Annotated in this window: 10 protein-coding genes; all 10 read right to left on the reverse strand. The window is 67.0% G+C overall.

Translation table 11 applies throughout. The features are described 5' to 3' along the window. Positions 1 to 67 precede the first annotated feature (67 nt). The gene (locus AC1VVM_RS00515) at positions 68 to 3,598 is read right to left on the reverse strand and encodes an SdrD B-like domain-containing protein (RefSeq protein WP_482955589.1); all 3,531 of its coding nucleotides are present in this window, start codon (positions 3,596 to 3,598) and stop codon (positions 68 to 70) included. A gap of 41 nt (positions 3,599 to 3,639) precedes the next feature. After that, positions 3,640 to 4,584, reverse strand: a complete 945-nt coding sequence (locus AC1VVM_RS00520) for a fimbrial biogenesis chaperone (RefSeq protein WP_482955590.1) — start codon at positions 4,582 to 4,584, stop codon at positions 3,640 to 3,642. Between the two features lie 76 nt (positions 4,585 to 4,660). After that, positions 4,661 to 5,194 carry a DUF4402 domain-containing protein gene (locus tag AC1VVM_RS00525; RefSeq protein WP_482955591.1) on the reverse strand — a complete coding sequence of 178 codons (534 nt, stop codon included), beginning with the start codon at positions 5,192 to 5,194 and terminating at the stop codon, positions 4,661 to 4,663. A 120-nt stretch (positions 5,195 to 5,314) separates the two neighbouring features. Continuing rightward, complete coding sequence (locus AC1VVM_RS00530; RefSeq protein ID WP_482904826.1) at positions 5,315 to 5,812, reverse strand: DUF4402 domain-containing protein; 498 nt, start codon at positions 5,810 to 5,812, stop codon at positions 5,315 to 5,317. 189 nt (positions 5,813 to 6,001) lie between these two features. Beyond that, a complete protein-coding gene (locus tag AC1VVM_RS00535; RefSeq protein ID WP_482955592.1) occupies positions 6,002 to 6,589 on the reverse strand; it encodes a DUF4402 domain-containing protein in 588 nt (195 codons plus the stop codon). Positions 6,590 to 6,771: 182 nt separating this feature from the next. Next, positions 6,772 to 7,308 carry a DUF4402 domain-containing protein gene (locus tag AC1VVM_RS00540; protein WP_482955593.1) on the reverse strand — a complete coding sequence of 179 codons (537 nt, stop codon included), beginning with the start codon at positions 7,306 to 7,308 and terminating at the stop codon, positions 6,772 to 6,774. 171 nt (positions 7,309 to 7,479) lie between these two features. Then, positions 7,480 to 7,935 carry a Pycsar system effector family protein gene (locus tag AC1VVM_RS00545; protein ID WP_482904829.1) on the reverse strand — a complete coding sequence of 152 codons (456 nt, stop codon included), beginning with the start codon at positions 7,933 to 7,935 and terminating at the stop codon, positions 7,480 to 7,482. Positions 7,936 to 8,005: 70 nt separating this feature from the next. Further along, positions 8,006 to 9,280, reverse strand: coding sequence for a spinster family MFS transporter (locus AC1VVM_RS00550; protein WP_482955594.1), 1,275 nt, complete (start codon positions 9,278 to 9,280; stop codon positions 8,006 to 8,008). Between the two features lies 1 nt (position 9,281). After that, on the reverse strand, positions 9,282 to 10,163 hold the full coding sequence (locus tag AC1VVM_RS00555) for an alpha/beta fold hydrolase (protein WP_482955595.1): 882 nt from the start codon (positions 10,161 to 10,163) through the stop codon (positions 9,282 to 9,284). A 35-nt stretch (positions 10,164 to 10,198) separates the two neighbouring features. Continuing rightward, complete coding sequence (locus AC1VVM_RS00560) at positions 10,199 to 12,577, reverse strand: TonB-dependent receptor (protein WP_482904832.1); 2,379 nt, start codon at positions 12,575 to 12,577, stop codon at positions 10,199 to 10,201. Positions 12,578 to 12,643 lie beyond the last annotated feature (66 nt).

Here is a 12,643-nt window from a genome sequence, read left to right on the forward strand (position 1 = left end):
GTCGCAGCGGGCCGCATTCTCCCCGGACGGTACAACGGAAACGGCGCCGAGAGCAAAAATCGATGCGCTATTGCTGCACCACGAAAACATCGTGCGACAGCGTGCTGCCTTTCGCTCCCACGTCGAGCGCAATCGCGTCGCGCAAGGCGATCTTCAGCCGCGCCGCCTGCTGCGGATCGATGGCCACTGTGTAATGGCCGGGGTGGACTTGCTCGAACAGATAGAACCCGTCTGCCTCGGTACGCGCGGTGGCGACCGTCTCGCCCGAGGCATCGCGCAGGGTGAGTTGCAGCCCCGAAACCCCGCGCGAACGGCCTGCGCCTTCGAAATAGGCGGAGCCCTCGATCTCGCTCATCGCCACTACCGCGAAGTCGGTGCGGTGGATGCGCCCCGGCCGCGGCACCAGCTCGATGCCCCGCGTCACCGGGGCCAGCGCGATATCGGGCAGCGACGTGGGATCGACCTGTACGCTGGCCCGCGTTCCGGCAGGCAGGCCGGTCAGCAGCACCACGCCGTCCTTGTCGGTCTCGCCCGTGCCGGTGCCCGAACCGAAGGCGACTTCGGGCAGCACCTTGTCGCCCGCGTCATACCGGCCGTCGCCGTTGAGGTCCTCATAAGCGCGCAAGGCCACCGCGCCGGACAACGCCTGCCCCGGCGGCGCCACGTAGACCCGGTCGGTCACCGGATCGCGCCCGAAGCCGAAGCCCAGCCGCAGCGCCAGCGAATGGACCTTGTTGCGCAGGCCATAAGTGCCGTCGAACGCCAGCGTGAAGCGGCGGAAGCGGCGCTCTGCGGAAAGCCCGAACTGCGTATCGCTGCGATGAAAGGTCTGCGCTACCGAAGCCCGCACGAGCGTGCGATCGTCCAGCGAACGGTCCACTTCCAGTGACACCGCCTCCAGGCGCGGATCAGGCAACACGGTATAGCTGGTGGAGGCGCGGACTTGCGTGTGCGATCCGTTGAGCGTGGATAGATCGAAAGTGCCGATCAACTGGTTGCTGGCGCCGCCGCCCACGTCTTTGCTGAGCTGATAGCGCGAATATTCCAGCGTATTGGAGGCCAGCACCCCCGCCACCCGCATCGATCCGCGCAGAGAGGCCGTGGTCTGCACTTCGCCAGAGGCATATTCGATCCGCCGCGCCCGCGCATAGAGCGGGATCGACAGCCCGCCCTCGCCCAACGGCCGCAGCGTGGCATTGGCGTCGAGTTCGGTCACGCGGCGCAGCGGCTGCCCGTCGAACACCCGCACTTCGTCGAGGAAATCGCCGCGATATTCGGCATGGGTCAGCGTGAAGGACGCGCCCAGCACGCGCCCACCCAGCCCGGCCTCGATAGCACGCCCGGCCTTGCCGCTGCCGCCCAGCGGCGTCGCCCCGTTCTGCATGGCGAAATCGAGCTTGGCCGCCAGCCCGCCCAGCCCCGTACGCAGGCCCGCACTGCCCAGCCAGCGGTCGCCGAAGTCGCTGTCGAACCAGCCGCCGCTAACCACCGCCGTCACACCCGAAGTCACGCCATAGGCCAGCTGCGCGCTCGCCCGCCAGCGGCCGTAATCGAGCCCCGGAATGAAGCGCGGCGCGGTGACGCCCAGCAGGTTCTCGTCCTTCTGCACCGCGCCCACGGTGTAGACGACCTGCCCTTTCGACAGCCGCCCATCGCCCACCGAGATCCGCCGCACTTCCTCGCTGCGCTGCCCCTGCGGCCCGTAGAACACGAGGCGGAACAGGTTGAGCCCGTAATCGACCGGCACTTGCAGGAACTGGTACTGCCCGTTGACCGCCAGCCGCGTCGATCCCACCAGCACGCCGTTGCGGTAAAGCTCCACCTCGTAGCCATCGGGAAGCTGGCCGCGCAGGTCGATCCTGTCGAACACCGATGCCGCCTCCACCGGGGCATTGGTCACCGTGCCGCCACGCCCCGCCACGCCGCGCAGGCCGATGGGCAGCGAGGTGGTCGCCACGTCGCCCATCGCGAACGACGTGGCACGGAGCGGCCCCAGCAGATCGGCATCGGGATCGGTGCGACCCAGTTCGATATGCGCCGCCGTCAGCCCATCGCGGGTGGAATGGGTGAGGAAGACTTGCGCGCTCATCCAGGCAAGGTCGCCCGCCAGCCGCAAGTCGGTCTCCACCCGCTCGCCCAGCGTCGTATCGGAAACCGCGCGCGTCTCGATATCGGCCATCGGCACCGAGATCGGCAGCCACGGCGTATCCTCACGCGGGAAGCGGCGTTCGGCATTGGCGGAGGACGCCTGCTCATTGCCCAGCCGCTCGCGCTCGGCCTCACGCGCGAGGCGCTGCTCGAACGGGAACGGTTCGTTCGTCTTGATGGTGATCGACTGGTCGCGCAGGTCCGGCGTGATCGTCAGCGGCAGCAGATCGCCGATACGCTCGGCGCGGACGTAAAGTTCACCGTCGAAGGCCACGGCATCGCCCTTCGGCAGCGAGACGGCCCTGCCGCCTGCCTCAGCCGTGCCTTCGCGCAAGTTGATCGTCAGCCGCCGATTTTCCGAGAGGAACCAGCCGCTGGCGTAATTGCCCTCGTCCCCGACCGAGATCGCCAGATCGAGCGTCCGCGCCAGCGCCCCCAGCGGCAGGTAGAGCCCGCCGCGCGTGCCATAGGCGATCACGGTATCGTCGCCCCCGCTGGTGCCGGTGCCGGTGGCGACTTTCACCGCAAGGATCACCTCGTCGTCGTACGTGATGACGGGCGTGACGTTGGCGGGGAAGGTCTGCGTGGCATTGGCCGGCGCGAGGTTCGCCGTGTCCTTCGCGGCGCCTTGCGGGCCTCCGAGGCCGAAACTGGGTGCAGGCAGCGCGCGCGCCACGGCGAGAGCTTGGGGCGGGGAAGCGCTTGGCACGGGCTCGTGGGCGGGCGGACTTTCAACCGGATGCACGGCCGCCTGCTGCATCGCTCCCGGCACTTCGGTCACGTAGGCCGCTGGCACCAGATGCTCAGGATGTGGCAGCAATGCCGGTTGCCAATCGCTCCCGGCAACCTCCTTGGGCGGTGCCAGCGCAATCAGCGGAACCCGAGCGGGCAAATCGAGCGCCGGAAACGTCGGCTCGGAGACCGATGGCGACGCCAGCCCAACAGGTTCCTCAAACGGTACGAGCGGATACGCCGCATTACGCGGTACAGCGTCCGCCGCTGGGGCTGCGAATGCCGCAGGTCCTGGCGCGTCTTGACGAGTCCCCGCCGCCGTCAGTGCCTGCCCGTTTGCGTCGGTTCCAGTTGCGGCGGCGGACTGGTCCGTCTCGGATGGCTGCGAAACCTGTGGCAACGCCAACCGCAAGGGCGCGGCGCGGACTTCGGCGGGTACCATTGCTATGGAGGCGGTGGAAGCCCGCAAAGCCGCCCTCACCAGCACCGGTCGCGGGGCGGCAATCGGCGAGGCGAAGGGCTCCGCTGCCCGCACCGTCAGCCCCGGCAGTTCGAGCGCAGCGAAGCCCGGGCGTGGAACCGAGCGCTGCGCCAGCGCGTGATGTGGCGCGGGCGGTGCGTCCTCCCCAGCCGCCGCAACGGCCACCGCAGCACGGTCGCCGCGCGCCAGCAGCGAGGCGCCGGCAAGGAACGGTACGAGCCTGGCCGCCCTCGGCAACCCGCCCCGTCCTGCTTCCCGGCCGTCCCCCCGGCCTTGACTCACGGCACGGTGATATCCCGGCTCGCCAGCACTTTGCCGGGATCGACGTCGTCATCGGTGTAAGTGACGGTCAGTTTCGCGCCGCTCGCGAGCAGGCGCGGATCGGCGGCGGGGTCGAGCGGGACAGTCACTTGCCGCGCGTCGATCTCGGTATAGACGCCCAGCCCCTTGAGCACCGCCAGCGGCGCCTTCGCACCCGGCGCGGTCACGGCGATATCGCCGAAGGCGGAGCGCGTGCCGGAGCGGGTGATGGTCAGTTGCAGGCCCCTGCCGCCACCCGGCAGCGGCACGAGATGCGCGTTCTCAATCCCCGCCGTCAGCGTGGTCTGGCCGACGCGGACGATCACCGGGATCGAGATGCCGAAGCGGGGCACGATGCGCACGCCGATCGAATTGGGCTTTTGACCGCCCGCCGCCTGCTCGATCGAATAGGAACTATCTTCCGGCGGCACCGCGACGGCGGAAAAGTGCGCGCGATACTCGCCCGGCGGCGTATCGGGCGCGACGCGGGCCATGATGCGGATCGTCTGCGCCTCGCTGCCGCCCAGCACCACGCGGCGCGGCGACCAGCGCAGCATCGCGGCGGCGCCATGGACTTTGGCGCGCTCGGCGAGGTCGGTGACGGTCTCGATATCGAGCAGGCGGCCGTCGCTCGTCATCATCTTGTCGGCAATGGCGATGTCGTACTCGCCGCGCTCGATGCTGCGGTTGTAGAGCCCGACCGAGGCAATGCGCGCGCGGTCGTCGATTACCACGCGCTTGGGATAGAGGTTGATATCGCCCATGCCGCCCACAGCGCCTTCGGGCACGGGTGTAGAGGCTTGAGGTGGAGGGGCTTTAAGCGGTTTGTCCTGCGCCATGGCGGCGCTCGCAACGCAAAGCGTCGCCAAACCGCCGACGCGCAACAGGCGCGCGCCGCTCCCCAGTACCGATGCGACGCGCAAAACTGCGACCCCCGAATGCCCCTAGTAATTCTACCCATGCAACTGCGTGGAATCAGGCGCAATCATACTTAGGTCTTTAAAGATAATAGACAGTCAGTGTGAAAGTACCCGAATAGTTGCCCGGCGTCTGATTGGCCAAGACATTGAGCGTCCCGCCGACATTGAGCGTGTCCTGCCCCGAAGCGCCCAGTACGCCGATGCCGAACGTGCCGGCGTCCGACGTAAAGTCGCTCACCTGCATTGTCGCCGCGCCCGAAGAGATCGTGGTGGTGCCCGGCAGGGTGACGAGGAACAGCCGATAGGCGGATCCGTTGAGCTGGAAGCTGGCCGCGCCGCGGCCGCCACTGCTCTGCGCCAGCGAAAGGTTGCTCGCCATGCCGCCAGTGCGGGTGACGGCACCGGTGGTGCTGACGGTTTCGGTTCCGGCCGTGGTCGGCCGCGTGAAGGCGCCGAAGCGCAAGTAGGCCAGCGGCACAATCTGCGCGGGCGCCACCACTTCGGCGGTGGCCGAACCCTTGGCCCCGGCCGCCAGCGCTGCCCCCGGAGCCAGCGTGCAAAGCACGGCTCCGAGCAGGGCAAGATTGGCCCGGTTCTGTCTCCTGCCGGTCATCCTCGTCCTTTGCAGCTGCTGACGGAAAGGTATGTCGGCCCCGATCCCCCTCGGGGCCGACACGGACGAGCCTTCGGATGGCGGCCCGCGCCGCCTCCGGAGGGCCCACCCCCAACGGGATCAGTTGTAGGTGACGGTCGCGTCGTAGCTGCCGGTGTAGCTGCCGGCGACGGCGGTCGACGGAACGGTCAGCGTGCCGCCAACCGTGAAGCTGGCCGCGCCCGAGCTGCTGAGCGTGCCGCTGGTGGCCGATGCAAGGGTGGTGAAGCTCAGCGTGTTCGAGCCGCTGGCAACGGTGCTGCCGGTGGTCGAGATCGTGAAGGCGCGGCTGGCATCGCCGCCGACCGTGAAGGAATCGGCGGTGTTGGTCGAACCGGCGACAAGGACGACGCCGCCGGTCTTCGAACCGGCACCGGCCGAAGAGACGATCACGGTGCCGCCCGTGCCGGCGGTGAACGAACCGAAGGCCAGCGCCGAACCCGAAGCGTGGGTCAGCGTGATCGGCGCGACGACAGTGGCGGTGGCAGTACCCTGCGCGGTAGCCGCCAGTGCCGAACCGGCAAGAAGCGGCGAAGCGGCGGCAACCGCCAGAGCGGAAACGAGAGCAAGCTTCTTCATGATAAGTACCTCCTGAATAGTCCGGACAAAGCGGAGGGCCCGGACCACACGAGGCGACCCCCGTCTCGTGTCGACTAGGGGCTTATGCTGAGGATTCTTACTGAAAAATAATCAATATTGCCGTTTCACACCAAAGTACTAGGCGCTTCATACGGTTGTCGGAGAAATCTTCCCCAAAATGGCATGTAATCAACCGTAGACAACAATGACCGGTACTTGCGCGCGGTAGTGCGAGGCTTCGGTGCCCGGCGGGATGCGCAGTTCGCCCCCGATCTCGAAACCGTCGCCGCCGGCTTCGTCGAGCACGCCTTGCGCGCCGGCCTGCGGACGGCTGTCGGTCCGCACGGTCAGGCCGGTGACCGGCAATGTCGGCATTTCGGCGGCGGTATCCGCCGCGTGGGCCAGGACCGATTCCGGCACGACGACACGGTAGGCGCGGCCGGGCTGGCCCTCAACCCGCAGGCGCGCAGCGTGAGGTGCGGCGCATTTGGCCTCGGCAGCGGGGCAGGCGGAATGGGCGGCTCCGGCATAGCGCGCCTCGCCGCCGCCGGGCAGGACCATCAGGCTGCCACCCTGCGCACCGACATCGCCAACCGATCCGAAGTCGAGATCCGAAAGCGCGCGGACCGAAAGCGGATCGACCACCGTGGCACTCGCCACGCCAGCCGCACGCGCGCCCTCGGCTACGCCATCCGCAGCCAGCGCCGGTGCGCCCTCGACAAGCGCTCCGGCGGCGAGCAGTCCGGCAGCGACGGGAAGGACAGGCGATCGGGACACGGCATTCTCTCGCAGCGCGGCGCACGGGCCGCATCCGGGTCGTCGGGCCCTGCGTATGGCAAACGGACGGACGGCAAGCCGGTTCCGCGCCCGACACATGCCGGGCCCTTCGCCTTCATTTTAGGAAGAAAATCGCAAGACCGACGGTACGCGCGGCTAGGGAAATGCCCGTGACCTTTGCTTCAGTCGATGCCGACAACGGTGGCATCGATCGGCAGCGGCATCGCCAGCGTGCCGCCGCCATAGCGCCGCGTCAGGTCGATCCGCGCGCCGACCCGGAAGCTGCGCGAGCAGATGCGCTGGGCGCAGCTTTCGAACGTGATGCGCACCACTTGCCCCGGCACGACCGTGCCATATCCGGGCAAGTCCGTCTCGAAAGCGGAAAGCTTACCCGTGACGGCGCCGCTGGCCACCGTTCCCGGTGCGGAGAGCACGACTTCCACCGTGATGTCGAGCGGCTTGCGGTTCTCGTTCCCGCGATCGTAGGCCACCGTGAACTGCGCCGGCCGCGTGCTGCCGCCGGATACGGGCATGACTCCGCTGTCAGTCACCATGCCGCTTGCCGAGATGCGCCGACTGCCGCTGTCGACCACCACCATCTTGCCGAAATCGAGCCGGAAATCGGCAGTAACCGTGGTACGCGCGGGATCCGCCAAGGCCGGAACCGCAATAACGGCGATAGAGAGGGCAGCGGGCAGCAACGGCGCCCGGCGGAGCACGCGCAAGTTTCCCGTTCGATTAATAGAACCGCAGCTGTCCATCCCGCCGCCGAGCTTATACCGCCCCTCCCGCGCAGGCCAGCCCCGCCGAAGGGGCGCACGAAGCTGTCCCCTTTCAGGTCAGCCGCAGAAAAGCCGCAAAGGCCTGCCGGTTCTCGATCAGGAAGGCGATCATCGCCAGAGCACGGTGCCGTTCTGGTGGATATCGCGCAGCATGGTGGTCAGAACGGCCTCATCGGTCGCGGCGCGATCAAGCATGCGCTGGACGAACGCCTCCTGATCCAGCGCGGTGAACACGCCGAAGAACAGCAGGTTGTCCAGCCGCTCATCCTCCAGCCTTGGCGCCCGGGTGCGCGGCATCACCGCCCCCATCGCCAACAGCGCCGCCACGAACGCGAAGCAGACGAGGGTCAGCAGCGAATAGCGATAATGCCCGGCATCGAATTCGCGCATGGACAGCGTGAAGACCAGAAAGGTCGTGCCCATCAGGATATTGGCCTTCTGGTCCGCCATCTGGCTGAGCGCCATGTGATTGGTCATGGCGGTGCGCACCATGTGGATCGAATGGACCGAGAACGTGCGCGGCACGCCCTCCGCAATGGCCAGATCGTGCGTCAGATCGTTCATGAGCAGCCCCCTGCCGGCCGCCGCCGCCCCCGGGCCGCGACGTTCACGAAGGTGGCAGCATATCAGGCAATCAGCCCTCGCGCACCCATTCCCGGCGCAGCGCCGGTCCCGCCAGCGCCATCAGCAGCGCCGCCAGCAGGTAGAGCGTGAGCCCGATCAACATCGAATAGCGCAGCGCCTCTGCGCCCCACACCGGCGTCAGCGCCTTGGACAGTGCGCCCAGCGCATAGATGCCGCCACCAAGGCCGATCAGGTTGTTGATGAGCAGGAACAGCGCCGAGGCGGTCGCCCGCGCGGGCGGCTCGACAAGGTGCTGCACCGCACTCGTCACAGGGCCCAGCCAGACGTAGGCGAGCGCTTGCGGCAACAGGAACAGCACGAAGGCGGTGGGCACGCTGTGCGTCCAGATCCCGCCCGCATAGAGCGGCACCGCCAGCACGTAGGCCATGGCCGGAACCCAGCCGTAGAACGCGCGGTCGGCGCGGCCCAGCCGGTCCGCCAGTCGTCCGCCCGCCAGCACGCCCACGGTCCCGCCCAGCAGCAAGACCGCGCCGAGGAACCACGAAGTCTGCACCAGATCGAGCCCGAAGCTGCGCTGGAGCAGGCTGGGCATCCAGAACATCACGCCATAGCCCAACATCGAACTGGACGCCGCGCCGAACGAGAGCAGCCAGAACGCCTTCTTGCGCATCAAGGTGGCGGCCACTTCGGCAAAGCGCACGGTGGGCGGGGCAACCGCCGGCTTGGGCTTGTCGCGCACGATCATGCGGAACGGCACCGCCGCCAGCAGGCCGGACAGGCCGACGACCACGAAAGCCGTGCGCCAGTCCACCCGCGCAGCGACATAGCCGCCCGCCAGCACGCCCGTTGCCGCGCCGATGGGAATGCCCAGCGAATAGATCGAGAGCGCGAAGGCCCGCTTCTCGCTGGGAAAATGGTCCCCGATCACCGCGTAGGACGGGGCAACGCCGCCCGCCTCCCCCACACCGACGCCCAGCCGTGCCGCGAACAAGTGCCAGAACCCCTGCGCCGCGCCGCAAAGCGCGGTGAACAGGCTCCAGACCAGCAGCGATCCGGCGATGACCCAGGACCGACTGGTGCGGTCCGCCAGCCATGCCAGCGGCACGCCCAGCGTGGAATAGAGGATCGCGAAGGCCAGCCCGCCCAGCATGCCCATCTGCGCATCGTCCAGCCCCAGATCCTTCTGGATCGGCGCGGCCAGAATGGCGAGGATCTGGCGGTCCACGAAGTTGAACACGTAGACCAGCAGCAGCATCGCCAGCACCAGATTGGGCGAGGCGGATTTACGTGACGAAACCTTCGGCAAGGAGGCAGAGGCGCTCATGTCAGTCCAGATATTCCTTGCAGAATGAGAGGATCGCCGCGAGCGCGGACACCTCGTCGAGAATCGGGGCATGGCCGACACGCGGCACCTCGACATGGCTGCAGGGCCCGGAATGGCGCTGCGCCATCTCGCGCACGGTCTCGCGGCTGAGCAGGTCGGACAGTTCGCCGCGCACCACCAGCACCGGCGCGGCGTCCAACGCATCCCACAGCGGCCAGAGATCCACCGGCACGGTCTGCGGCGCATCGCCCGCCATGCTTTGGGCGATGGCGGGGTCGTAATCGAGCGAGACGGTGCCGTCTGCATTCTCACGGCAGGTGCGGCGGGCGAAGGCCAGCCATTCGGCCTTGCCGTAGTCCGGAAAGGCCACGGCATTGACCGCCCGGCAACGCGCCGCCGCCGCCGTCCACGAGGCCATCGGCTCCGACGGCCCGACATAGCCCTGAATCCGCGCAAGCCCCGCCGGATCGAGCACCGGGCCGATGTCGTTGAACACGAACCCGGTGGCAAGGCCCGGCCGCAGGGCGTTCATCACCATGGCCATCAACCCGCCCATCGAGGTGCCGACAAGACAGGCGCGTTCGATCTCCAGCCCGTCGAGCAGGGCGAACATGTCCTGCGCATAGACATCGGGCCGGTAATTCGCAGGCTCCGGGTCCCACTGCGAAAGCCCGCGCCCGCGCTGATCGGGCACGATCAGCCGGTAAGTGCCGGAAAGGTGCGCCGCCAGCGGCTCGAAATCGGCACTGTTGCGCGTAAGACCGTGCATCAGCAGCAGCACGGGCGCGGGTCCGGTCCGCGTGTAGTCACGGGCCGGATAATCGCGGGCGACAAGGTCCAGCCGCCCGCAGGCGCTGCGATAGCGGTGGAGGCTGTAGTCCATCTCTTGCGAAATCCTCTTGTACCGGAAAGGGGGCCCTAGAACTTGACCGTACCCGTTACGAACACCTGACGCGGATTGCCGTAGAACCCAGTCAGTGTGCCTTGCGTACCCAGCGTCGGGATCGGGTTTCCGGCGGCATTGAGGTTCACCGCCCCGGTCAGCGCATCCTGGCTGATGTAGCTGTAGCCCGAGGTGATGTACTCCTTGTCGAGGATGTTCTTGCCATAGACGCCCAGCGTCCAGCGTCCGCCCGGCGCCGAATAGACAAGGCTGGCATCCCACAGCGCATAGCCCTTCTGGTCAAGGTAAGGGTTGGGGAACTCGAACTGGTGGACCTTGGAACGGTAGGACACCGTGGTCTGGAACAGCAGGTCGCCGGAACCGACGGGGGTATCGTAGCTGAGCGTGCCGCTGGCGGTCCACTTGGGGGTATTCTGGATATTGCGGTACTTGGCGACGTCCACCGTCTGGCCGGCGATCAGCGTTTCGTACTTGCGGAACTTGGCATCGATATAGCCCATCGAGCCGGACAGGCTCAGCCTGTCACCCGAAGTCACGAAGTTATGGGCAAGCTGCGCGGTGCTCTCCAATTCGAGGCCCTGCAAACGCGCCTTGCCCGCATTGGACACGACGCCGCAGAAAGTGGGCACGCCGCTGACGGTGCAGGCCACCGATCCGGGGATCTGGATGTCCTTGTAGTCCATGCGGAACGCCGCCGCCGCCACATAGAGCGCGCCGCCGAAGAGGTTGCCCTTGTAGCCGAGTTCGTAGCTGTTCACCGTTTCCGGCTTGAAGCTCAGGTAATCGGCGATCTCGGCGTCGCTGGGGATGCCGTTGGCATTGCTGGTCGGCGCGTTCTTGCCAACGCCGCGCGGGTCGAAGCCGCCGCCCTTGAAGCCCTGGCTGTAGCTTGCGTAGATGTTGTTGTCGCGGTTCGGCTTGAACGAGAGCGAGGCGCGCGGGGTGAACTTCTTGTAGACCGCGCTGCCGGAAAAATTGGTGTCGGTGGAGAACAGCACGCCCGGATTGCCGAAGCGCGCGCCGCCGCCCAGGAAGTAGGTCTGCTTGACGATATCCGCCTCGCGCTTGTCCCAGGTATAGCGGCCGCCCACCGAGAGGCTGAGTTGGTCGGTGAAGTTGTAGGTCACGTCGCCGAAAACAGCCCAGGTCTTGGTGTCGACATCGGCCTCGGTATGGCCGGTCAGCATCGGCAGCAGCGCGGGCAGCGTGGTGTAAGTGCGCGAATCGAAGTAAGTGTCGGCGCTGGCGTTCAGCCAGTAGAAGCCGACCAGCGCCTGAAGCGGGCCCTTGTCGTAGGCGAGCTGGAATTCCTGGCTGAGCTGCTCGTTGTCATAGAAGGCGGGCACGTCCAGATCGATCGTGGGGCTGGCGTCGAAGTCGATCGGGGTGGCCGAATGGTCCTTGCGCCAGGCACTGATCGATTTGAAGGTCAGCGCGTCCGACAGGTCCACCTTGATGTTCATGGCAAGGCCCCATGCCTCGATATCCTGCTTGGGATCGTCGATGGCGCCGGCGCTGTCGAACACGTCGGGCAGGATCTCGCTGCCCGGCGCGGAACCGGCGATCAGGCGGTGCCCGCCGCGCGGGTTGCTGCGGTCACGCGTATAGTCGCCGGTGATGCGGATCAGCACCGGCTGGCCGCTACCACCCATCTCCAGCGTGCCGCGCGCGCCCCAGATGTCCTTATCGTAATTGTCCTTGCCGGTGGTGATGTTGTCACCAAACCCGTCGCGGGTCAGCCGCGCCACCGAACCGCCGACACGGACGATATCGTTTATCGGCGCGGACGCAGTGACCACGCCGTCGAGCTGGTTGTAGGTGCCGTAAGTGGCACGGGCCTTGAAAGCGAACTCATCCGGCAGCGACTTGGTCACATATTTGACGGCGCCGCCGATGGTATTGCGTCCGTAAAGAGTGCCCTGCGGACCGCGCAGCACTTCGATGCGATCGACGTCGTAGATATCGAGCACGGCGGCCTGGGGACGGTTGAGATAGACGTCGTCCAGATAGATGCCGACGCCCTGTTCGAAGCCCGAAACCGGGTCCTGCTGGCCAACGCCGCGGATGAAGGCGGAAAGCGTGGAGTTGGTGCCTCTTGAGGGCTCCAATGTCACGTTAGGTACCGTCTGGGCCAGATCGGTGATGTCGGCCGCGCCGGAGCGTTCGAGCTGCGCGCCGCTGAAGCTGGTGACGGCGATCGGCACGTCGACAAGGCGCTCCTCGCGGCGGCGGGCAGTGACGATGATCTCGCCCTCGCCCACGTCCGAGGATGCCGCCGGGGCCGCCTCCTGCGCCAGTGCCGGGGCTGCGCCGAAGCCCGCCAGAACCGTTGCCAATGTCAGAAAACCGGTGGTCGCACGGCCACGCAGGCCGCCCCTCTGCGCCTTTTGCATCACTAGTCGCTCCCAATGAATCTTATCGTTGGAGAGGGTTATATTGATAGTTGAACCATGTTTCAA

Source organism: Novosphingobium sp. BL-S-33 (genome assembly GCF_056857025.1).